The organism is Stenotrophomonas sp. ZAC14D2_NAIMI4_6, from assembly GCF_003086875.1.
In the GTDB taxonomy this organism is placed as follows: Bacteria; Pseudomonadota; Gammaproteobacteria; order Xanthomonadales; family Xanthomonadaceae; genus Stenotrophomonas.
In genome coordinates this window covers 455,967-479,763 of the sequence record NZ_CP025996.1, presented here as the reverse complement: position 1 = coordinate 479,763, position 23,797 = coordinate 455,967, and the positions used below count along the sequence as shown (strand labels likewise).

Sequence of the window (23,797 nt, the reverse complement as noted above, 5' to 3'; positions counted from 1 at the left end):
GGGGCCGTAGGAGCACTGCAGGACATCATGTGGAATGTAGGTGGAATCACGGGCGACTGGAAGCGGGGCGGGTGACGCAGTTGGCTTGCTGGATGTGTGAACCAGCGCGCACTACCAGCGCTGCCAAGGACTCGCCAGTGGAGTGGCTCGAGGTACCGCCGTATAGTGGTTCAGCCACTGCAAAGGAATTGCTGATGAAGAACACTCGGACGCATGCTCCGGACTTCCGACCGATGGTTTCGCGCCCTATCCGTGACCATTTTCACGTCGACGCGTGCCGCAGTCATCCTACGGATCTGGTGACTTTACAGACAGTCAGCGATTAAGCGCTGCGCTGACGAAACCGCACAACCCAAGTTCGACCCCGAAGGCCCCTCAGGAAAGCTCCATGCCTATCCGATTCATTCCAGTCGAGAACACCGCGTTTGACCCAGAAAGTGGCGTGACCATTTCCAACCCAAGAATTCTGTCCGCGATCAACCGGGATGGGAGCGAAGAGATTGAATACCAGTACGTGTTTCGTCGCAATGGGGAGCAGGTTGGCGGGACAGGATTCTTTGGCACCAAACAGGTCGTCGAACAGCATGGACGTCGCGAAGTTCGTTACACGCTGGAATTGAGTCCACACCAGGTTCTCGAGTCCATCCTGAGACTGCAGAGGGCATTGGGAAATGCAGAGGAAAAGTACTCGTTCATCTGCAGTGTTGCGGAGGGACTGGTGACTGTGTTCTCCGGCCGGGTCAACAACACGGAGAGTCGCCGCTATGTAGCCTTGGCCAAGGTTGATGAGCTTGTGCGGCTGGGTGCGCCACCACCTGAGAGCTATACGGACTTGGCGAATGACTGGGTCATTCTTTCAGAGCTTCACGTTCCTGTCGGTTCTCTCTGAGGTGATGCGTCGTGCCTACGTTCTCGTTTGATGACTTTGCGCTTACGACGTTGAATCCCGCAACGAATTTCGCTGACGGCAGCCATCTTTCTGACCAACAGAAGGCACTCGTTGTTGACTACCTGAAATCCGCGGGCTCGGGGCCCGACATGTTCACAAGCTACGAGGATTTTCTCAAGCAGAAGATCGCCACTCATCCACCGAAGCTTCCGCCAGGCATTGATTACGTCGCTTTCTCAGGGAGGGACCGAGCAGGCGCCTCCAACTACCTGAGTGCCCGCAAGTATGTGGAGGACGCGGACTACAAGGTTGGAATTATTGGCAACACGCCTTGGGGAAAGTACATCGACGATACCGGAGATCGCCCCTCCCACCACCCAGACTTCCTAGCAATTACGGACAAGTTTGATCGTTTCATGAAGGCCCAGGGCTTCGTGCCGGTGAGCGATTCCATAGGCACCCTCCAGGACATGATGTGGAACGCCGGCAGTTCCCAGTTCCTCGAAAACGCCATCGGCACCGGCAAACCGCTTGTCGCCTTCGTAGATGGTGCGCCTGCCAACCGCGGGTTCAGCAACTTCGAGCTGCCCACCGCCCTCGAACACCCCCAGCTCCGCATCAACGGCTACCCGATAAGCGCCTTCGGTCCCGACCCGCTCACCTTCGCCAGCCAGTCAGCCGCCGAGTACCAAACCCTCGAGCGCACCCTGGCCCAGCACGCCACCACCAACACTGGCCAAGCGGTCGACGTCGCCCAGGTACGCCTGCACCTGAAGCCTATCGATGGCTATGACGCCATGGGCAAGACCCTCTTCGAAAAGCCCCTGCACGATTACAGCGCCCTAAGCCTGCACGAGATGTCCACCACCCGCGCGGAATGGGTCGCTGCTCGCTCGGCGCTGTCTACGGGCCCGCGCTTGTTCGCCGATCTTCCCGAGCCACTGCCCCATTCGCCAATGCAGCCAGGCGCACCGCGCGGGCCTCCGGGCGTGGCAGTAGCCGAGGCAGTGCCCCACGGGGTGAACCCCGGCATGAAGGCACTTGGCGTGGCCGGCGTCGCCCTTATGGCGCACGACTTCGCCACTTCCGGCCACAAGTGGGTTGAACTGAACTCGCAAGGCAACACCGCAGGGGCCGATTCCACTTCGGCGCACTTCGTCGGTCGCAACCTGGGCGGTGCGCTGGGCGGCTTCGCCGCAGGTGCGGGCATTGGCCTCGTATCCGGTTCGTGGTCGGGCCCCGGCGCTGTTGTTGCGGGCATCGCTGGCGGCGCGCTTGGCGCCCACCTGGGTGAGCAGTGGGCCGCACAGAAAGACATCGAGCGGGTCTATATCCAGCAGGACCCGTTGCACCGCACCTGGACGCGTAGCCCGGCAGACCCGGAGGGCCGCTGGCTGCGCAGCGCCGAGCAACAGCAGGTGCAGAGCGCCGATCTGGGGACTGGCGTGGAAGTTCGGCCCGTGCAGACGGCACAGGGCGCCGATGTCACCTTCAAAGCCGACTATGTGGCCACCGGCACGCTGGAGCGCCAATTGAACTGGCAGGCCGCCCGTGCCTCTTACGAGCTGGGCCTGGCCAACCTGCCACCGCCGCAGAATCCCTATCGACTCAATGCCAGTGGCTTGAAAGAGCCGCCACCCAGCGCCTTCGAGACCGGACGGGAGTTCGTACGCGATACCGTCTCGCGGCAATGGGAGCTGGAGATACGGGAAGTCGTTGACGGGCGCACGCCCATCACCCGGCGCGAGTCCGTTCCGCCGGAACGCGAACCGGCCCTGGATGAGCAATCGCGCACCGTCATCGCGCAGAACGCGGCCAACACCCCCGCGTCGGTGGCGTCGCGCTACATGGTGGCCCACGAGCAGGGCCGCTGGAGTGATTTCGGCGACGCGCAGAACCCGTCCGTTCCGCAGGCAATCCGCAAGGCGCAGGACGGCGCCGATACCCTGCGTGCAAGCGACGGCCGCAGTTACAGCCGTCATGCGGATGGCCAGTGGGTCCACGAGGGCGTGGCCTACGACAGCCAAGCCAATCGCAATATCGGCGATGAGCTGGAGATCACCTGGCAGAGCCAGAATGCCGGCATTGCAGACATGGGCAGGATGGCCGAGCAGATCAAGGCCGCCGTACACATCGCGCCTGAGGGCGTGCGCGGCCAGGTGGAGACGCTGTACGCAAAGCACGGCATTCCACGCACCGAGGAGCAGCTTGCCGCCACTACGGCTGCGGTTGAACAGAAGCTGGCCGCCGTTGGAAAGCAGACCGACATCACGCTGGAACTGATGCCGGACCCGCGCACGCACGCGCCCAGCGCAGACAGCGCCATCGCCTCCTTCGGCACTGCCCCGGGCAACCGCATGGAGCTGATCTCCACCACCACCGTGGAGGACATGGCGCGCATGCAATCGGCCCATGGGTCCCCGTCCCCTGCCCTGCCGCAGATGGATGGGCAGCAACACGAACGCCCAATCGTTCCCGCCGTGGGACAGGAACCGGAAGGCCCCGGCCATGCAGTGCACGGCCACGCCGGCAAGCCCGTGGAGGAACCCCAGACCGCAGGCAGCCCGCTGTTGCCGGGCCACCCCGACCACGCCCTCTACGAGCAGATTCGCGACGGGGTTGCGGCCCTGGACGCCAAGCATGGCCGCAGCTTCGATGCGATCAGCGAACGCATGAGCGCGAGCCTGCTGGTGCTGGCCAAAGACAGCGATCTGTCACGCGTGGACCACGTGGTGCTGAGCAACGCGACCGCGCAGAGCCCTGCGGGACAGACGGTGTTTGTTGTGCAGGGAGAGCTGAACGACCCCTCGCATCTGCGTTCTTCGATGCCCACAGCGCAGGCCGTGCAGACGCCCGTTGAGCAATCGCTGCAGCGGTATGAATGCGTGAGCCAGGAAGCCCAGCAGCGTGCGATGAGTCGTGAGCCTGAGCAGCAGTCGCAGGAAGATCGGATGCAGCAGGAGGTGAGAGGGCGTGCGGCGAGTATGGGGTGATCCCCCCCCCGGTACCCATGAATACCCTCTTGGACCATGACCATGCTGCCGATCGATCCCGCTTGGCTGGCCGCCTTCGATGCCGAGCTTCTCTACCTGTTCGCCATCGACCACCAGGATGCTGGCATGGATGCCTCCCTGCTGGGCTGCTACGCCGATCTGCCGCCGCGCGAAGTGGTCGACGCGCCAACCGCATGGCACGTATATTTCTCAGCTAGATGAGCAATGGATTGACTCCATGAAGATTGCTGCTATCAGCTTCCGCTGTGCTGTCACGGCAGTGCTGGCACTGGGCGCCGGCGGATGTATGAATTCCTCATCCATGGAAACGCAAAGCAAGGAGGCTGAAATGAGCGAAGATCCCAGCGTGCGCCGCACGATCAAAGGGCACACCTACACCACTGAACCTGTGGAGGCCAGGATCGGCCCGCACCGATTCATGTTCCCCGCCAATTACTACGACAACCAGATCGGCCCGTACTTCGATGGCAGCGTTGGGCTGACCGTTCTGTGGCCTGACCTGGACCCCGCCCCACCGGGCACCCGCCCGGATCGTTCGATGGAAGACTTCCAGCGCTCTGTGGTCATTGGCCTGCAGCATATTGATCGCACCCCTATCAGAGGCTTGTTGGAGCGCTATGCCAGCACGGAGCAGACCTCGACGCCGACATCGGTACTGCGCAACGACCCAACCGAACGGCTTGACCTGCGGATACCCCAGCCAGAGCGCTTCGGCCTGGTGCCCTACGCAATCAACGAAGCATTGATGCCTGCGTTCCAGAAGGCACTGGAGCAGGAAACGAAGATGCCCCAGCCCCGCAATCTGCGCATGGAGAAGGATTGGTACGTCGCTCGAAGTGGCGATGGCGAACTTACCACCTTCATCAAGTGCGAGAGCGAAGCTCACTTCCCCGACGGTCTCACCACCTCCGGTGATCGACTGGCCGACACGGAAGACAGCCGGGTAGCCGGCTGCATTCACTACTTCGTGGATGTTGAGGACAGCATCTCGATCACTGCAACCTATCCGCGGGTCATCCTGAAAGACTGGAAGCACATCGAGTCTGCTGTGCGCACCGCCCTTGCCAAGTACAAGAGGTCCTGACAATGGCCGCTCAAGGAAGAACTGACGCCCCCGGCCTGAGCCAACGCGATATTGATGTTCTGACCGCCTACGCAAAGCTGGAAATCGCGAGCTCTACTGGAATTACCTGGCACAGCATGATGGGTCAGACGGCTACGGAAAGCTGGCCTTGGGTGTGGTGCGCAACGACAACATGCCCGGCGCCACCGCCAACAGCTATGCCCAGGAGTTTGCAGCGGACCAGCATGGCAAGGGCAGCGGCTTCGCTGACCGCGTTCTGAGCGAAAGGCAGTGGGACGACTTCGGTCAAACGCTGTTGTTGAGGGACCTGGAACAGCGTCAGAAGATGATGGAGGAGAACCGCCCTGACCTCGCCCTCAATCTGCCAGTAGCACGCGTGCAGCAAGCGCATGACGATGCGTTCAAGGATCACAAGCTCGACCCAAACTGCTGGACACCCCGGCTTCTGCTTGAGGCCGCCTTATGCAAAGGGTGGCACGGAGGCGACACAGGCCATCTGGAAGAGCATGCTGGACAACTCTACGTATGGCGTCATCCGCGGTAAGGACACCGTGGTCAACGTCGCTCAGTACATGGAGCCTGCAGACGCTGCGGCCTACAGTGCTAGTCTGCTGAGGGCAGGCGCGTTGGCCAGCATCAGCGAAGCGAGCGTCGACCCGAATCACATCGGCAACAAGATCCGGATGCATGAATACTCGCCGGAACAGGACCACTGGCGGGTGGGCGCGGGTGAAGCCGTAAAGGCAAGCAGCCCCGTCGCCCGTGCATTGGGGCAGATCACGATTGAGGAAACCGATCGACAGACCATTGATCGGCTCAATGAAACACGGGAACTCCGCCTCGAGCGTCAGCAGAAGTCGCACGCGTTCCATCCCGACGATCCGCACCGGACGATCATGAAGAGCCCGGTGACTTTGGCTTCCGAACAGGTCCCCCTGCGCGAGGGCTCCTTGGCAAGCGCCCAAGGCCTGCCGGCAGGACACGAGAACGCCGCACTACATCAGCAGATCAAGCAGCACGTTGCCGAAATCGACGCCGGGCTGGGCCGCCCCTTCGATGAAGCCAGCGAAAGGCTGGCGGCGAGCCTGACCGTGACGGCCGTCGAGGCGGGCATGCATCGGGTGGACCACGTCGCCCTCAGCAATGCCACTCACCAGGCCCCCGCTGGCCACACGGTCTTCGCCATCCAGGGCGACCCGGCTGACCCGACCCATCTTCGCGCGGCCATGCCCACAGCGCTGGCGGTACAGACGCCGGTCGAGCAGTCCATGCAGCAGCTTGAGGGGCTTCGTGTTGACGGCCAGGAACGTGCGCTGGCGATGCAGAAGGAGCAGCAGAGCCAAGATGCACGCGCCCTGGAGGCCCCATCGTATTCCATGCGGATGGGCTGATCGCCCACTGTCAGCAAACCCCGGCCGCAGCCTGATGGATGTCAGGCTAATCCCGACACCACATCAGACAAATCTGATGTTCTAAAGATGAGCAACACGTCACACTCTTGACGGGGCCAGGCCGGGTCCTGCTCTCCCTGCTCGGATGAGCGCCCCTGCCAGGTAGATCATCTGTCGCAACAGGGGCTTATATGGGCAACATCAACGTATTCCTTCGCGAACGCCTTGTGGAGATCTCCGCGAAGCGGATTTACATCGCACCGAACATCGAAGAGAAGAAGCTCAACAACGCCATCGGCGCCTTTGACTACGCAGGAAAACCGGGAAATGTGGTCGCGGTCTACGACGACACCCTGCTCGGCAGCGCAAAGGAAGGCCTCTTGTTCACTGGCGAACAAGTCATCTACCGCCCACTGTTGGGCAAGCCCCAGCGGTTCCCCTACTCCGACCTGCTGAGCGCGCAGTATCTCGAGGTCCCCATTGAAGGCAAGGCTGGGAAGGTGGATAAGCTGGTCCGCCTTTCGCAGGTCAATGGCGCCAGTATCGATATCCGCGGCGCCTACCTGAATCTGCCACCGCTTGCCGATATTCTCCAGCAAGCCATCAGCAACTTCGAGAACCACCAGGAAGAGGCCCAGTCCATTCCTATCGAGGACATGGCAGAGTCGCTGAAGGTGGCATACGTCAAGATTGCAGTGAACGCGGCCTACGAAAACCGGCAGGAGCTCGGCCACAAGGTGTTCGCCGAGCTCATGCTGCTGACGACGCGCCTGAATCTCAACGAAGAATCGCGTATGGCTGTGCGCGTGTACATCGCTGCAAGCGACCAGCGCGAGCTCGTCGAGAAGCTGGTTGCAGACCTCGACCATGCCTGCCCAGATGGCCAGATTCACCTGGTCCACGTTTCTTTGGTGAAGGAGCTCATCAACCTTCATCACTGCATGACCGGGCGCTATCGAGATCAGTTCGCCTTCCTCGATCTACACCAGCAGCTGTTCAGCGTGACCGAGGCAGACGTTGAACTGGTGGTACTCGCGATCAAAAGCGAGCACGACATGCTGAAGGAAGATGTCACCGACGATCAGCTGACAGAAACCATGAAGCTTCTGTCAGCCAAGGCCGCCGCGGTCGGCACGCCCTTGGCTGCTGTGTATCTGTCCGGATCGGTCATTGGCATGTCTGCAGCTGGCATGACATCCGGGCTGGCCACGCTGGGCTTGGGCGGCATCCTTGGCCTTTCCAGCATGGCCACCGGCATTGGCGTGGCTGTACTCATCGGCGTCGGGACGTACGCAGGTATCCGCAAGCTGACCGGGGCCAATGAACTGACCCGATTCAAGCGAAGGGGCCTGATGCTTGCGGAAGTCATCAAGCAGACCCAGCTGACCCTTTCGCTGCTCGTATCGGACATCAACAGCGTCACGCTTCGGCTGAATGACCAGATCAAAATGCACGGCGCGCAAAGCGACAAGATCGAGAAGCTGATGCGGCTGATGACCCAGCTTACAGGCGCAGGCAAAGTGCTTAACGAGCGTTCTGAGGCCGCACAGAGCAGCGCAACAAAGCTTAGTTGCGCCCGCTATCTTGATGAGGAACGGGTTCGCAGCCTCACACGCGACCCCACCCGACAGGAGCTGGGGGAATGGATCATCAGCCACTATGAGCCCCACATGGTGCAGGAGACCAAGGACGAAACCACCGTCGAGGTGGAGCGACTTGTACTGAAAGCAGATTACGGCGTTCGGGAGCTGGAGGATCTCGCCCAGTCGTTCCAGGCGATTGGTTACTTCAGTGTGTCCGATGTGGTTGCCGGCAAGGTGACAGATCTTGCTAGCAAGGCCACCCGGGGCATTTCCAACCTGTGGTCATGACTCCGGACGAAGAGCTGGATGCGCACGGCAATCGCGTGCGTGTCCAGCTGCACCAGGTCGCCGCAATCGAAGCACAGCTCGGCAACATCTCGTCTGTGCTGGATACCATGGCGTTGGCCCAGGTCGAGCAGGACGTTCTGCTGGACGACGCCATTGCGCTGGCAGAAGCAATGCTTGCCAGTGCCGATGCCTCTGTGCTTTTCCCCGGGCAAGATACAGAGCTCGTACTCAACATTCATGCCGAGTTGCATTGCGAACCCGATGCCCAGCCCGGAGCAATAGCGCCGCTCTCGCTGATCGATGGCATTTTGATCTCTGCCGATACTTCGGACGAGGAGTACGAGGCGCAGTTGATTGCCTATGCGGCACGAAACAGGATCGACCTAAAGGAAGATCCGTTCGCAAACCTGATGACACCCAGTCAACGCGTGGCATTCGAGAAGATGGTGCTCGAGGACTTCTCGTTGAAGGCCGCGGACTGTGATAAGTACGACTACATGCTGGCAGGTGCTTGCGGCGTAATCGGCGGCCTTGTCGATGTGCTTTTTGTGGGTGCGGCAAGCGCAACAGGAGGCAAGGATGCCAGCCCACTGGGCAACGCAGCTGACTCCTTTGTTGACGGGGCGGTACGGCAGTTTGCCCGCCTGATGGGCTGGAAGGGCCCCGCCGAAGGCAGCGATCCTACAAGAAGCGCAATTGGCTGGCTTGAGCGGACCTTTGGTATCAACTATGACCACCGCCATGGTGGCGATGTTGGCGGTCTGTTCAAGATGAGCACCCGCAACCACCACATCAAGAGCCTTGGTCATTCGCCTGACCTGGTCGGCCTGTTCTTCTCCATCCTTGATCAGTTCTGCAGCACTGCGCACTTCGTTGCCGATGGAAAGTTGGTCTCGGTGGATACGGAGACCTTCGAGCTGAAAGGCCGAACGCTTTCGGCAAAGATCTTCGCCGGTTTCGTCAATTGGATCGGCCACTTGTTCTCTGATGTTGCCGGGTCATCTGGGGCGCAGGGGCGCGGGTCCGGCATTCCGATGCCGTTCTATTCACTACTTCAGTTTGTGAATGTAGGAAGCTTCGGTAAAGACAGGCAGACCTTCGCCACCATTGCGGTCAGGGTTTTCGAGCAAGGCTATGATTTCCGCCACGGCCTGGCGATGGCAATACCGGTGATGCTGACCGAAGTTCTAACCCGCATTACCTGGGTGGTTAAGCAGTGGGCGGTGCATAACCGCCCGCTGTCGCAGTGCATGCCATTTGGCAGCATTCCCGAGCTTCGGAGAATGCTGCTTGTCAGCCATGGCAGCCTCTGCCTGGTGGATGTCGGTGACGCAGCACTACGCTCTGGCGGCGACATCATTGGCTTCCTGCTTAGAGGAAACATGGTGGCATGGGTGCGCTTCGGGTGCGTGTCGTTGACTGAAACGAAGGCACTCATCGCCGCCGGCAGCCTTGATCACGACGCCGTTGATGAGTACCTCGATGCCGAGTACGCACGCCTGCTGCGGGCATGAGCGCGCACGGGCTTTTTTTGAATTTTGTTCGATCTGCCAAGGGGATGGCTGCAATGGCCTTTGATCTGATTAATGACGCCGGACTGCGAGAAGCGAGCGCAAGAGCGCTGGAGCTACACCGGAATGGGCACAGCCTGGATAGCTGGATCTCGCGCGTAGCCGAATGGCTTGTTCATGTGGAAGCCGCTGACCACGACACGTTCGTCGGGCGCGACTTCCAACACCAACTCTGGGAAGTCCAGACCATCGCGGCTACAGGGCAAGGCCACATTGATGTGTCTGCCGTCATTGCCAACAAGGAAATCGCCGAGAAGCTCTGGTCACTCAAGCAAGCCAAGCTACCCGACTCCTTCAGCGAACGGGTGGCCTGGCTGGGCGCGGCGTGGGAAGAAGTAAGCGCGCTGGTCGTTGCCCTGACTGACCGCAAGCCCAGGCTGAAGCAGTACCGTGTTTTCGCCTCGCTGTGGCCGCAGGACTTCACCACTGTTGCGCACTATCAGAAGCTGAAAAGCCTGGCCAGAGCGTTGGGGCTGAGCATTGGCTCCGACCACCGCACCGAGCTGCATCAACGTATCCTGCAACGGCTGGATAGCGCTGGCATCGTATTCCGCAGCCGCGAGGAACGCATGACCCTTCCGTGGGTCCTGTACGTGCACTACGTTCAGGAGAATGGAAGCGAGGCGACCGAGCTTCCCAGCGAGTCTGCCGGTGACCTTCGGCTCAACCCACTGCCCGCTGGACGCCGCCGGCGGGGCATGCTGGCCATCAACGGATCGGTTGCCAGCGTGCTGGCGATGCTGGAGTTTGCCAAGGGAGGGCGCAAACGTGCGGACTTCCTTGAACATATCCGCTCGGTGAATCCTAAGCTGGCGACCAACTCGCTGGGTACCAACTTGAACGCGTTGATCGCTGAATGGGGCGCGTTGCGCTCGTCTGGCGACGATCTGTTCCTGACACCGCGAGGCGAGGCCTTCCTGGAATCGGGCGAAACAGAGGAGGTCTCTGACTGGCTGCTCACCCAGATCCTTGGCTTTGACAATCTCCTTTACATGCTCAACCAGGCCCCCCTTCCGCAGAAGCAGGCGATCAGCCGTCTGCAGAAGGTCAATCCCGGCTGGACCAGTAACTTCGCCCCGACCGTGCTCATCAACTGGATCAAGGGGATGGAACTGGCCGAGCTGGATGCCGGGAAGGTCCTGCACCTGACCCAGCGGGGCCGTGCATGGGCGTCCCGTATCCATTGGACACCGGGCGAGCTGTCCCCCGTAGTGAAGGATGCAGACGAGGTACGGGCCGATTCGCCCGTCGATGAAGTTGAGGACCTCTGGTCGAACCTTCCCTCGCTTAGCGAGATCACCGCATCGTTCCCCGCCGATCTGGCTTTCGACCCCAGTCTGATTGCGCAGTTGCACGCTGGGCTGTGGAACCGCAGACACCCGCGCCGCCACTTCGCCGTATTGACCGGGTTGAGCGGCGCCGGCAAGACACAACTTGCGCTGGGCTATGCCAAGGCACTGTGGGCTGGCGTGGCTGAAGCCGATCCGGGGCAGCGTGGGTACCACATTGTTGCCGTACAACCGGGGTGGCATGACCCGAGCAGCCTGCTTGGCTACGTCAATCCGATCGACACCGATGTGTACATGCGCACCGGCTTCCTGGAATTCCTGCTGCGTGCGATTGCAGATCCTGACCGTCCCTACGTTGTGCTGTTGGATGAGATGAATCTCTCCCATCCCGAGCAGTACCTGGCGCCCCTGCTGTCGGCCATGGAGAGCGGCGATGCGGTTGAGCTGCATGCGCTTGGGGATGAGGTTGGCGATGTGCCCGGACACATCGACTATCCGTCCAACCTGGTCATCATCGGCACGGTGAACATGGACGAGACCACCCATGGGCTGAGTGACAAGGTGCTGGACCGCAGTGCCGTGATCGAGTTCTGGGACATACCGGTGAACGACTACCCCGGCTGGACATCTTCGGCGTTGGGCGCAGAGGCACTGGCACAGGTAAAGGCTGTACTGAACGCACTGATGACGCCGCTGCGTGCCGTTCGACTGCACTTCGGCTGGCGTACGATTGCCGATGTGCTGGGCTATGTGGAAGCGGGCGTGGAAGGGGGCGCTCTCACTGCGGCCCAAGCCTTGGATCACTCTGTGTATGCCAAGATCCTGCCCAAGCTCCGTGGTGAAGACACCAAGCGGCTACGCGATGCCTTTGATGCGGTCGCAGGCGTGCTGGAAAGCCATGGGTTGAGCAAGTCTGCCGGCAAGGCACGTGAACTCTGTGCGGATCTGCGCGAGCAGGGAAGCGCGCGGTTCTGGCGCTAATGCGATGACAGCACTGATCTGCCTTGACCAGTCGGGCGTCGAATTCCACCTGGTACCTGGCGCCGTCTGCGGCGGCTTTCGTGAGCGGGGGGTCTACCAATTCCCGGCAGTTCCGGCAAACGCCTTGCTCTATATTGACGAGGCGCTGCTGGATACGGTGAGTACCAGCAGCGGACCGATGCTGCAGTGGTGCCCCGGCTTCTATGCAGGCCAGGTGTCTGTCGAGCTTGTGGATAGGGCCGGCCACCGGCTGGCCACGTACCACCTGGATGTGGCACCTGACGAAGGAAAGCTGGGGTCCGACGTGTTCCAAGGCATGTTGGACGACCTTTACGCGTTCGATCCTGCACTGGTTCTTGGCACCGAGGCCGCCCAGTCTGCGATCGGCGTGACCGGCGATCTGACAACGGTGTTGCTGCAGTACGCGCGATTGAGGCGCCATGCTGATGCCGCACTTGCCGCCTTCACAGCAGTAGCCGAGCGCCCTCTTACCCGGCTACGGCACGAGCGCCGGCGGATCCCTTTTCATCAGGTGAAGCGCATCGATCCCACATCAGCGCGAAGGATGATGCGTCATCCAGATGCTGGCGCCGTTCTCCGACGGCAGCCAGGGTTGGATGCGTGCCCACCTCCGATGGAGGTGATGCACTCCTACGAGCACCTGGACAACCCCGCGAACCGTGCGCTGGCGCGTTCGTTGGCCGCGTTGCGTCTGCGCTGCAGCAATGTAGAAGAAGCCCTTCGGCGGATAGCACAGCACGAGGACGCCGAAGGCGCTCGCACGCCGCTGGCCAGTCGTATCGGTAGAAAGTTGATGTTTCTGAATGCCTTCTCTGCACGACTGCGCAGCCTGGCAACGCGCGACCCGTATGCTGCAGTCGCGCGCGCAGAGATCGACGCATCGGGACTGACTGCAATCTCCGCCAACCCCACCTATGCCAGAGCGTACCGCCTGGGATGGGCAGCGCTTCGCCCGGGCGTGGATGGACCGGATCGAGACGAATCGCTATGGATGAGTCCTACCTGGGAGATCTATGAACGATGGTGCTTCGTGCAGGTCGTTCAGGCAGTTCGCGCCCTCTTCCCCGGGCTGACATGGACGTGCAAGCGCAGCGCGACGGTAGATATCGTCCGGCACGTGGGCACATGCGAGGGGACTCGCGTAGAAGTCTTGTTGCAGCGAACTTTCTCCACAGCGGAGCAGAGCACATCGGGTATGAGCAGCGTTTCGCTGCAGCTGAAGCCTGACATCGTGGTAACCACCGAGATTGCAGCAGACAAGAGGATGCTGGTGCTGGATGCCAAGTACCGCACCTCGCGGAAGAACGTACTGCACGCCATGCGTTCCGCGCACGTCTACCAGGATGCGCTGCGTTGGAATGGGCAGCGCCCCGACTGCTCACTACTGCTGGTGCCACGTGCCGGTGGAGCCCCGTGGCTGGAGGATGTGGCATTCCACGCCAGCCATCGAACTGGCGTGCATGTACTGTCGCCTGACCAGGGGCCAGATGAACTGCTGGAGATGCTGCGAAGGTGGGTGGGCCCAGCTTAGGTTGTCTGGCACGGCCATCTCACTCCAGTCGTTACCGACCGATCGCGTCTGGATTTCCTGCTGCTACGCCAATCTGCCGCCGCGCGAGGCGGCGTTGGCGTTTGGCAGTGACTACGGTCTGGAGCGCGACGATGTGCGCTGGCCGCGCCCTGGGTTGGTCGTCAGTGTTAAGTAAGTGACGCAATTGGCCTGTTTTTATCGTGGACGCTGAATGAGGGTGTGTCGCAATTAAGCATCTGTTGCTGCGAGAAGTGCGCTCCGCGTTCGACGTAGCGGCTGCAGCTTAGCTTTCGCCGCAACTACTGTGCTGCAAGGGGTTTCGCGGATTTTTTGGCGTGCCACAATGCTGGAAGCGTCAGAACTTTCGGCCTAGTTGACTGCGGTTTCTTGGCATTGGGCATCTGTGCGGGTACATCTTTGCGTGCCACCGGAAAAGGGTGGTACGGGCGTCGAAAACCCGTGTAAGTACCAGATGTTTACGCTTGTCAGCCGGCGCCACCTTCGAGTGGCGTCGGCTGGCAATCCGTTCGCGTTCCATGGCGGGCGGTGCGTGGGGGCTTTCGAGCCCGCCGGTCTGGTACTCACCGGTTTTCGAGCCACGCATCGTCCGCCACCTTTTGGGGTGGCGCTGCCGTCTGTCCTGTACGGAGCACTGCCATGAACGCATCGGAATTCCGCCCCCTGCACGCTGCCACCGACCCGGCCAATGCCGAGCCCGAACTGGACAGCGGTGCAGACCCTACTGCCTTCCTCGCCACGCTGCGGCGCATTCAAAGCGGCGCCGCTGCCGATGGCCAGCCCTGGCCGGAACGCTCGGCCGCACCAGGCCAGCGCATGGCCCTGGCCGACGCCGACTGCGCCCTGGCAGGCCTGCGCGTGGTGCAGGAGATGCTGTTGGCCGGAGAGCGCGCGCGACAGAACGGAGAACCCGCGCAGCACCTGGGCGACCGCACGATGGAAGGGCTGATGCTGGCGTGCGTGGCGCTGACGGCGCAGGCCAGCGCCTGCCTGCAGGTGCGTGGGTAGTGCCGGCGCGGTGGGTCTTGTGCGCTGCGGTTGAGATGCTGCAGCGCGACCCATGAGGGTGCCGCCCGTTGTTGTGACCAGCACGCTGATGGTGGTGGGCCTGGTGATCTCGGACTACTTCCTTCCCCAAGCGGCGCTGGAGGTGAAGGCCTACCGCGGCCTGTCGGATTATTCCTTCGGGGTCATGCGGGAAGAGGCTAAGGCGTTTGCGGAGGCGCGGGGTGGCGTCCGGTTGGAAGTGGGATCTGGGGATGGGAGTGAGCGGTACTTCGTACTGCACGTCGACGGCCAGCCAGTGATGCTGGTGGACAATTCGTCGATGCAACTGGTGGTGATGGTTGCTGGGGATGCGGGGGACCGGGTTGCGGATCTGGAAGACTTGCAGCAGCAGTGGCGTGTGCGGACGCGGCCAGATTGGGAGCGGTGGCGCTAGTCGCGCACCGGGCCCACCGGGTCTCAGGAGCGCACGCTCGCCGCCGCGGCCGTCCTGATGCCCCACCGTCTACGCCTCATCACACCGGATGTCCCGACGCCTTTCGCTCCCGCAGCTTCTGTCGCCGCTCTGCGGAAACCCTTGCGTGATCCGCGAGTGCCACTGGATTAGGCTTGTCCGCAGCAGCGCCAGGTACCGCCAACCTTGCTCCCTGCAACGTGTCGTAGGGCGCTTTTCGTGCACTCTTCGCTACTTGCACCGTGAAGCCTTCATCGACCCACAGCAGGCCAAGATCAAAAAGCGTATGGATATCAGCTCGCAGGAGCAGGCCATTGCTCACTTTATTGGTATGGTCACCCCGGTAGGGGCTGATATGCGCTGCTTCCAGAAGCTCGGTGATCTTGCAGCCGGTCACGGCACACCTCTCGCCATAGGCCTTCAGCAGCTTTCTGCGAAACGCCCGCTGTCCGCGACGAACGAAGATGGCGCGCAGCTCTTTGCCCCGCCGATCCTCTCCGTTGAGGGCTTCGGTCTCCTGCTCGGCCACTTCCCTTGCGCGGAACAGCGCCGCTCCCAGTTCGTCCGTGGGTTCAATCGGACGCCAGCGTAGGATCTGATCGATGGACCGCGATCGACCCCGTAAACTCTCCTTAACATCGAACACACAATCGACGGGCCGATCGCCCTCCATGGACTTCAGTGAGACTTCCCCCAAATAATAGAAGGGCTCTGCGGTCTTTCCGCGCTTCGCCCAGATGCGAACGAAGAGAAGCGCAGTTGCAGTGCCATCTTCTACGTCAACGAGAGCCTCAGACTTTCGATTCTGGCGGTATTGGCTTTGCCAATGGAACTGCTCACCCTCGAAGCGATCATCGTAGCCACCATCGCGCTTTTCCAAGGTAACCAGTAGCAGCGTTACATTACTGAAGCGAACAAGCCCCAGTGACCAGCGCGGATCCCGGGGCCCGGTCGGCGGCGCTACGCCCCCCGCCTCTGCCATCTGCACGCGACTGTACGCATTGCCGACGACAAGTGCCCGCGTATCGAACGTCTCATGTAGCGCCATGCTTCCCCCGCATCCGTAGATCGGAGGATTTTAATGTCGCAATCGGCACACATTCAATTCAATGATGTGACGCCATACAGGTACTCAATCCAGAGTGCCCACACAGTGCTCCATGGAACACCTACGTCCGCTCCAAGGGTGCGACCCTGTCGGGCTGATGTGCCGTCACTTGCAGAGCTTGAACGGCGCTACGGGAAAAACGTCTCTAAGCACACATGGAATGTTTATGACTTAGTAATCTGATGGTCGAATCTTCATTTCGCGTAGATCAAACTGCTGAGCTGAGGGCGAGATCAACGCACGGCTTGAGTTACTAAGCAATATCCCGACCAAAACTTACTTTAATGTCGTGCCCCACGCCCACCTCGCCTCTTCCTTGAGCTAGCTATAGCCCCGCTGGTCATGGATCGCGATCCTGACAACAACCCCTCTATGACATGAAATCTCATGCACAAGAACGGAAGTCAATATTTTGACGGGGCTGGCAATGTTCTGTGCACTATCGCGTCCCAACACGAACTCCCAACACGCTCTTCACGTGTCACAATGTCGCAATTAGCCAACAGGGGGCATTTTATTGTGACAGGAAAGGAGTTCGAAGCTCAGGTTCTTGCGGTAGCTCGAATGCTATGGCCACACACCCCATCTTCAGGTGCCGAGAACATTGAAGGGCGCGAGCGAGATGGCGTCTTTCATGAAGAGGATGTTATCCACCTCATCGAAGCCACCATTGATCGTTCGGAAGCGAAAGCGCGCCAGGATTGCAAGAAGCTCGCAAAGCTTGCGTCGGAGATGCGCAAGTCCAACATCGACAAGGTCGTGAAGTGCTGGTTTGTAACCAAGCACGAGCCAACTGATCTGCAACGCAGCACCTCTAGAACACACGGCTATCCCGTTCATGCGGTTAGCTTCAATCAATTCCAAGCCAAGTTGATCGATGCAACGGAGTACATCCACGCTCGACGCTTGCATAAATTTGGAAGCGTACACAGCCCGAGTGAATCGGCCACGGATGTTGATTTTGTTTCCGTAGACCTCAAGGAACGGAATTCTCTTAATACCCTGCGAGTTTCGGAGATAGCCCGTGAGCTTGAGGCTGGTAAGACCGTATCATTGACTGCTGATTACGGAGCAGGCAAGAGCATGATCTTCAGAGAGCTCTTCCGGACTCTTTCTGAGCGCTACCTTTCCGGAAAATCCTCAAAGTTTCCGGTACACATAAACCTAAGAGAGCACAGCGGCGCTCAATACCCAGACGAAATCCTGGAGCGACACGCCCGAATCATCGGATTCAGCTCTACCACTAGGCTGGTCAGAGCTTGGCGTGCAGGTTACGTGATACTTTTACTTGACGGATTTGATGAGATCACCTCACTCGGATTCCAAGGCCGCTGGTCAAAACTTCAAGAGCTTAGGTTTCGAGGCTTGCAAGCCGTCAGGGAGATGATTGCACAGCAGCCTAGCGGAGCTGGTGTTGCTGTTGCTGGCAGAGAGTACTACTTCGATAGCCACAAGGAGCTCCGTCAATGCCTTGGCGTCTTCAGTGCCCTGGAAGTTACGCTTAATGATTTCACTCAAGAGCAAGTCGACGCGCTACTCACCAATTCTGGCGTACCGACTGCTGTCACACCTGCATGGCTTCCAAAGCGCCCGCTGTTCGTAGCAACGCTTGCTTTGAGAGGACACTTGGCAGGTGTTCATGAGCTGCAATCATCGGTAGGCGAGGGATGGAACGAGCTTATTCAGCGAATTTGTGAACGCGAATCAAGAATCTCCGGTCAGCTTGACGCAACTACGATTCGGCGCGTGCTGGAACGTGTGTCGACAATATCTAGGGGGCTGGATGGCGATGCCATCCTCTCACGAAAGAATTTGACTAACGCATTTATGGAGATTTGCGGTTACGAGCCTGATGAGCAGGGAATCCTCCTATTGGAGAGGCTGCCCGGACTCGGCGTACCGACATCGGGAACTGAATCACGAGCCTTCGTCGATCAAGACTTTGAGTGCGCGCTTGGAGCCGCCGAGGTTGCCCAGTTCTTTGTTGAGCCATGGTCTTCGGTCGGAGATATCGAGCGGACAGTGCGGCCGCTGTCTGCGATTGGAATCGCGGTCGTCAAAGCGATACTGAAGAACGATTTGCGCGCTAAAAATGCACAACCCGCGATCGATCGTTCCGAGCCGACTTCCGCGCTTCGACTGGATCTTCTTCAGAGTGGAATTGCCCTCGGGGCAGCACTTGCCTCTAACGTCGTCGTTCGCGATATCCACATCAGGGACATGGACCTATCTGGGTCCGTTAACTCAAGCGGACTTATATACCTGACCGAATGCATCATCGACCATCTTGAGGTAGATCCATCAAGTGAGCTTTGCGCGCGCTCTCGTCTTCAGGGCTGTTTGATTAAAACCATCGCCGGAGCCCATTCGGCTGGTGATATTCCGCTCCTGCTTGACAGTGACTGCATGGTCGATGAGTTCAGCGATGGCGTCAGGACCAACGCCGACATTTTGGAAGCCGACCTACCGCTACCAGTAAGAGTACTGATGGTGATCACTCGAAAGCTTTTCTTGCAATCAGGCCGGGCTCGGAAAGAAAATGCATTCTATCGGGGCCTCGATACAAATGCACAGCGTTATGTATCAGATGTTCTAGAGATTATGATTTCGGAAGGTTTGACCTCTAAAGACAAGAACGGTGGCGAACCACTGTATGTTAAGAACAGGCATGAAACAGCACGAATGAGCAAAATTCTGAGCGCTCCGGAAACCTCGACGGATCCGCTCGTCGCTCGCGTAAGGGCGCTCGCATAGGTCACAACCTTAGCGGCGCAAGTAAAAAAAGGGCGGCCAATGGCCGCCCTTCTTCACATCTACCAGTTGACCAAGTCAAACCCCAACAGGGTTAGCCTTCTCCGGATCAATCTTGTACTGCTTGATCGCCCGAGCCACATCCTTAGCCGTCATCTTCCCCTCCTTCGCCAGCGCCGCAATCGCGGCATGCGCGATGTAGTACCGGTCAACCTCGAAGAAGCGACGCAGGTTCGCACGGGTATCCGAACGGCCAAAACCATCCGTGCCCAGCACCGTATAAGACATCGGCACGAACGCACGAATCTGGTCCGCATACGCACGCACGTAGTCGGTGGCGGCAATCGCCGGGCCCTGGCGGCCGTCCAGCAGCTCGGTCACGTAGGCCTTGCGCTGATCACCTTCCGGGTGCAGGCGGTTGGCACGTTCCACGTCGAAACCATCGCGACGCAGTTCGTTGAAGCTCGGGCAGCTCCAGATATCGGCGGTCACGCCGAAGTCCTTGTCCAGCAGCTCGGCGGCGGCAATCACTTCACGCAGGATCGTGCCCGAACCCAGCAGCTGCACGCGCAGGTCGCCCTTCTTCGGCTTGCCGGCGTCGGTCAGCAGGTACATGCCCTTCACGATGCCTTCGGCTGCACCTTCCGGCATTTCCGGGTGGGTGTAGTTTTCGTTCATCAGGGTCAGGTAGTAGTACTCGTCTACCTGGTCTTCCATCATGCGCTTGGTGCCGTGCTGCAGGATTACCGTCACTTCGAAGCCGAAGGTCGGGTCGTAGCTGCGCACGTTGGGAATGCCACCGGCCACCAGATGGCTGAAGCCATCTTCGTGCTGCAGGCCTTCACCGTTCAGCGTGGTGCGGCCGGCGGTGCCGCCCAGCAGGAAGCCGCGGGTACGCATGTCGGCGGCCTGCCAGGCAATGTCGCCCACGCGCTGGAAGCCGAACATGCTGTAGTAGATGTAGAACGGCAGCATCGGCACGTTGCTGACCGAGTAGCTGGTACCGGCAGCCATCCACGAGCTGATCGCGCCCGGCTCGCTGATACCCTGCTGCAGCACCTGGCCGCTCTGGTCTTCGCGGTAGAACATCAGCTGGTCGGCGTCGACCGGCTTGTACTTCTGGCCGAACGGCGCGTAGATGCCGATCTGGCGGAACAGGCCTTCCATACCAAAGGTACGGGCTTCGTCGGCCACGATCGGCACGATGTGCGGGCCCAGTTCCTTGTCACGCAGGGTGATGTTCAGGCTCTGCACGAAGGCCATGGTGGTGGAATAGCTGCGCTCGCCGCTGCTCTTCAGCAGGCGCTCGTAGGTTTCCAGCTTCGGTGCGTTGAAGCTCTTTTCGGCCTTGCGGCGGCGCTGCGGCAGGTAGCCACCCAGCGCGGCACGGCGTTCCTGCAGGTACTGCACTTCCGGCGAATCCGGGCCCGGGTGGTAGAACGGCACCTGGCCGTCGGCCAGCTGCGCGTCGGTCACCGGAATGTTGAAGCGGTCGCGGAAGTGGCGCACCGCTTCGTCGTCCAGCTTCTTGGTCTGGTGGGTCGGGTTCAGCGCTTCACCGGCGCTGCCCATGCCGTAACCCTTCACGGTCTTGGCCAGGATGACGGTCGGCATGCCCTTGGTGTTCACGGCCTGGTGGTAGGCGGCGTACACCTTGTGCGGGTCGTGGCCACCACGGTTCAGGCGCCAGATGTCGTCGTCGGAAAGACCGGCCACCATGGCGGCGGTTTCCGGGTACTTGCCGAAGAAGTGTTCGCGGGTATACGCGCCACCGAAGGCCTTGCAGTTCTGGTATTCGCCGTCGACGGTTTCCATCATCAGCTTCTTCAGCACACCGTCGGTGTCCTTGGCCAGCAGGGCATCCCAGTAACCGCCCCACAGCAGCTTGATCACGTTCCAGCCGCCGCCACGGAACACGCCTTCCAGTTCCTGGATGATCTTGCCGTTGCCGCGCACCGGACCGTCCAGGCGCTGCAGGTTGCAGTTCACCACGAAGATCAGGTTGTCCAGGCCTTCACGGCCGGCCAGCGCGATGGCGCCCAGGGTTTCCGGCTCGTCGCTCTCGCCGTCGCCGATGAAGCACCACACCTTGCGGTCGCTCTTTTCGATCAGGCCACGGTTTTCCAGGTAGCGCATGAACTGCGCCTGGTAGATGGCGGCCAGCGGGCCCAGGCCCATCGACACGGTGGGGGTCTGCCAGTAATCGGGCATCAGCCACGGGTGCGGGTACGACGACAGACCGCCGCCGTCCACTTCCATGCGGAACTTGTCCAGCTGCTCTTCGCTGATGCGGCCTTCCAGGAAGGAACGCGCGTAGATGCCCGGGGCGCTGTGGCCCTGGATGAACAGCAGGTCGCCCGGGTGGCTGTCGCTGGGGGCGCGCCAGAAGTGGTTGAAGCCCACGTCGTACAGGGTGGCACCGGAAGCGAACGAGGCAATGTGGCCGCCCAGGTCACCCGGCTTGCGGTTGGCGCGCACCACGGTGGCCATCGCATTCCAGCGGATGATGGAACGGATGCGCCATTCCAGCTCGGCATTGCCGGGGCTCTTGGCCTCCAGCTGCGGCTCGATGGTGTTCACGTATTCGGTAGTGGGAGAGAACGGCAGGTACGCACCCGAACGACGGGTCAGTTCCACCATGCCTTCCAGCAGCTGATGCGCGCGCTCGGGGCCCTCGACATCAATGACGGCCTTCAACGACTCGATCCACTCCTGGGTTTCAACAGGATTGGTGTCGTTGTTCAGCACTTCGTTCAACCAGTTCATTAGCGCTCCCATTACCGCACGCACGCGCGCGACTGTTGTATAGATTTCTAGACCGCAAAGTGTAGCGCACCAAGGGCTTTCGTCACTTCGCTACGCTGCCGTATGGAGGCGTTTGGCCTGTGTCCGCAAGGCCTGTCCCGGGCTGTCCCGGCGCCGGACAGTCTGGTTTTTCAGGCACCTGCGGGCGGCAGGCCCCCTGCTCCGCTGTCGCTTCTGCACCGCTGGGTGCATCGGCAGGACGCAGTGTTACCGCTGGCGATGACCGTTGTAGGGCAAGGCCTGCGCCGTTGTAGGGGCGTTCTGGCGGCTGGCGATGAACCGCCGCCAACATGTCGCGCCTGCCTCTGGATTGGCCGTGGGCCGGGCGGGAAGCTGCACCGCGCAGGCAGCCCCTTCCCCTGCGGCGCCCGCCACCTGGCGCCGCAGCTGCTTCGCCCAGAACCCACCGCAGCTTTGCGGTGGGTTCTCTCGTTGGGGCCCGCCGTGGCCTGAATGCAGCATGGGTTTGGCCCGAATCTGGACTTGTCCGGTCCGGCTTATCGATATATCGTTTGCGCACTCGTTACCGATATATCGAAATGAGCCGATCCGCTACCCTGCGGGCCCGCCCGGCCCCATCCCCCGAAGTGCCCCGCCGCAATGGCCAGCCGCGCGTGCTGAGCCGCGGCGACCTGCGCCTGCTGGTGCTGGCCCTGATTGGCGAACAGCCGCGCCACGGCTACGAGCTGATCCAGCACATCAGCGGCTTGTTCATGCAGGCCTACACGCCCAGCGCCGGCACCATGTACCCGCTGCTGGCCAGCTTCGAGCAGGCCGGCTGGGTGGAATCGCACGAAGAAGACGGCCGCCGCGTGTTCCGCATCACCGCCGCCGGCGAATTCGAACTGAAGGTGCAGCGGCCGCAGGTGCGGCTGGCCCAGCGCCGCGCATTCGACCGTGCCCGCGAGATCACCAAGGCCTCGCTGCCGGCGCCGCTGGCCGCGGCCCTGCGCGAATTCAAGCAGGCGCTGGTGCGCCACCACGGCCGCTGGCGCGAAGGCGAGGCCGAACAGGTGGCCGCCCACCTGCAGCACGCCGCCGCGTTGTTGAACGGATCTCTGGGCGATGGACCGCTGCCGATCACCCCGACCGAGCCAGACTGACGCCCGCCAGGTCTTCCCCCTTTGCCGCGCGCCCCGCGCGACCTTACCGCTACAGGTACTGACATGACCGACCATGAAAACAAGCGACTGCGCCTGGATGTGCGCTTCCGCCAGCTGACCGTGCTGCGCACCGAAACCGTAACCCCGCACATGCGCCGCGTGGTGCTGGGCGGTGCCGACCTGGCCGGCTTCGATTCGCCCGGCGCCGACGATCACATCAAGCTGTTCTTCCCCAACAGCAGCGGCGAGATGGTGCTGCCCACCATGACCGCCGAGGGCCCGCGCTACCCCGAGGGCAAGGAACATTCGCCGGCGCGCGATTACACCCCGCGCTGGTGGGACCACGAAACCGGCGAGCTGGCCATCGACTTCGTGCTGCACGACCAGGGCATTGCCGGGCCGTGGGCACAGCGCGCGCAGCCGGGCGACACCCTGGCCATCGGCGGCCCGCGCGGCTCGTTCGTGGTGGCCGACACCTACGATGCCTACGTGCTGATTGGCGATGAAACCGCGCTGCCGGCCATCGCCCGCTGGCTGGACGTGCTGCCCGAGCACGCGCAAGTGCAGGCGTGGATTGAAGTGAGCGACGAAGACGAGCGCCAGGACCTGCCGCAGTACGAAAACGTGCGCATCCACTGGCTGGAACGCAACGGCTTCCCGGCCGCCACCAGCACCCTGCTGGAAGACCAGTTCACCGATTTCGAAGCCCCCGACGGTGACACCTTCTACTGGATCGCCACCGAATCGCGCCGCGCGCGCATGATGCGCAAGTTCCTGGAAGGCCACCTGGGCGTACCGCGCGACTGGATTCGTTCCACCGGCTACTGGAAGGCCCACCCGGACGAAACCGACGGCGATTGATCGCCGTTCTGTAGAGTCGAGCCATGCTCGACTGCCGCTGTTCTGTAGAG

Annotated in this window: 17 protein-coding genes; 15 read left to right on the top strand and 2 right to left on the bottom strand. The window is 61.1% G+C overall.

Going from position 1 to position 23,797, the window contains the following annotated elements; genetic code table 11:
• The first annotated feature begins 388 nt into the window (after positions 1-388).
• The 12 genes from C1933_RS02080 (at position 389) to C1933_RS02030 (ending at position 15,101) form a co-directional block, all read left to right on the top strand.
• On the top strand, positions 389-889 hold the full coding sequence (locus tag C1933_RS02080) for a hypothetical protein (RefSeq protein WP_108751985.1): 501 nt from the start codon (positions 389-391) through the stop codon (positions 887-889).
• Between the two features lie 11 nt (positions 890-900).
• A complete protein-coding gene (locus C1933_RS02075; protein WP_159093929.1) occupies positions 901-3,882 on the top strand; it encodes an XVIPCD domain-containing protein in 2,982 nt (993 codons plus the stop codon).
• Positions 3,883-3,924: 42 nt separating this feature from the next.
• Positions 3,925-4,104: a hypothetical protein gene (locus C1933_RS02070; RefSeq protein ID WP_199911404.1), complete on the top strand. Its 180-nt coding sequence runs from the start codon at positions 3,925-3,927 to the stop codon at positions 4,102-4,104.
• A gap of 16 nt (positions 4,105-4,120) precedes the next feature.
• Positions 4,121-4,987: a hypothetical protein gene (locus C1933_RS02065; protein ID WP_234414620.1), complete on the top strand. Its 867-nt coding sequence runs from the start codon at positions 4,121-4,123 to the stop codon at positions 4,985-4,987.
• Between the two features lie 148 nt (positions 4,988-5,135).
• A complete protein-coding gene (locus tag C1933_RS20300; protein WP_234414618.1) occupies positions 5,136-5,531 on the top strand; it encodes a hypothetical protein in 396 nt (131 codons plus the stop codon).
• The gene (locus C1933_RS20295) at positions 5,494-6,378 is read left to right on the top strand and encodes an XVIPCD domain-containing protein (RefSeq protein WP_234414616.1); all 885 of its coding nucleotides are present in this window, start codon (positions 5,494-5,496) and stop codon (positions 6,376-6,378) included. The genes C1933_RS20300 and C1933_RS20295 overlap by 38 nt, the downstream gene beginning before the upstream one ends.
• A 191-nt stretch (positions 6,379-6,569) precedes the next feature.
• Positions 6,570-8,249 carry a hypothetical protein gene (locus tag C1933_RS02055; RefSeq protein WP_108751982.1) on the top strand — a complete coding sequence of 560 codons (1,680 nt, stop codon included), beginning with the start codon at positions 6,570-6,572 and terminating at the stop codon, positions 8,247-8,249.
• Entirely contained in the window at positions 8,246-9,763 is a 1,518-nt protein-coding gene (locus C1933_RS02050) for a hypothetical protein (protein ID WP_108751981.1), read from the top strand. Before C1933_RS02055 ends, C1933_RS02050 begins: the two co-directional genes overlap by 4 nt.
• Complete coding sequence (locus C1933_RS02045) at positions 9,760-12,090, top strand: hypothetical protein (RefSeq protein ID WP_199911403.1); 2,331 nt, start codon at positions 9,760-9,762, stop codon at positions 12,088-12,090. The genes C1933_RS02050 and C1933_RS02045 overlap by 4 nt, the downstream gene beginning before the upstream one ends.
• A gap of 4 nt (positions 12,091-12,094) precedes the next feature.
• Positions 12,095-13,642: a DUF2357 domain-containing protein gene (locus C1933_RS02040; protein ID WP_108751980.1), complete on the top strand. Its 1,548-nt coding sequence runs from the start codon at positions 12,095-12,097 to the stop codon at positions 13,640-13,642.
• A 657-nt stretch (positions 13,643-14,299) separates the two neighbouring features.
• On the top strand, positions 14,300-14,668 hold the full coding sequence (locus C1933_RS02035) for a hypothetical protein (RefSeq protein ID WP_108751979.1): 369 nt from the start codon (positions 14,300-14,302) through the stop codon (positions 14,666-14,668).
• Positions 14,669-14,720: 52 nt separating this feature from the next.
• Positions 14,721-15,101: a hypothetical protein gene (locus tag C1933_RS02030; protein ID WP_108751978.1), complete on the top strand. Its 381-nt coding sequence runs from the start codon at positions 14,721-14,723 to the stop codon at positions 15,099-15,101.
• A gap of 79 nt (positions 15,102-15,180) precedes the next feature.
• Here the strand turns inward: C1933_RS02030 and C1933_RS02025 are convergent, their stop codons facing one another.
• Complete coding sequence (locus C1933_RS02025; RefSeq protein ID WP_108751977.1) at positions 15,181-16,167, bottom strand: DUF3427 domain-containing protein; 987 nt, start codon at positions 16,165-16,167, stop codon at positions 15,181-15,183.
• A gap of 447 nt (positions 16,168-16,614) precedes the next feature.
• Between C1933_RS02025 and C1933_RS20065 the strand changes: the two genes are divergently transcribed.
• Positions 16,615-18,981: a hypothetical protein gene (locus C1933_RS20065; RefSeq protein WP_159093928.1), complete on the top strand. Its 2,367-nt coding sequence runs from the start codon at positions 16,615-16,617 to the stop codon at positions 18,979-18,981.
• A 75-nt stretch (positions 18,982-19,056) separates the two neighbouring features.
• Here the strand turns inward: C1933_RS20065 and aceE are convergent, their stop codons facing one another.
• A complete protein-coding gene (gene aceE / locus C1933_RS02015) occupies positions 19,057-21,744 on the bottom strand; it encodes a pyruvate dehydrogenase (acetyl-transferring), homodimeric type (protein ID WP_108751975.1) in 2,688 nt (895 codons plus the stop codon).
• A 578-nt stretch (positions 21,745-22,322) separates the two neighbouring features.
• On the opposite strand from aceE, the gene C1933_RS02010 reads away from it, so the two are divergent.
• Together C1933_RS02010 and C1933_RS02005 are read left to right on the top strand one after the other, a co-directional pair.
• Entirely contained in the window at positions 22,323-22,886 is a 564-nt protein-coding gene (locus C1933_RS02010) for a PadR family transcriptional regulator (RefSeq protein ID WP_108751974.1), read from the top strand.
• Between the two features lie 63 nt (positions 22,887-22,949).
• Positions 22,950-23,747: a siderophore-interacting protein gene (locus C1933_RS02005; protein ID WP_108748281.1), complete on the top strand. Its 798-nt coding sequence runs from the start codon at positions 22,950-22,952 to the stop codon at positions 23,745-23,747.
• Positions 23,748-23,797 lie beyond the last annotated feature (50 nt).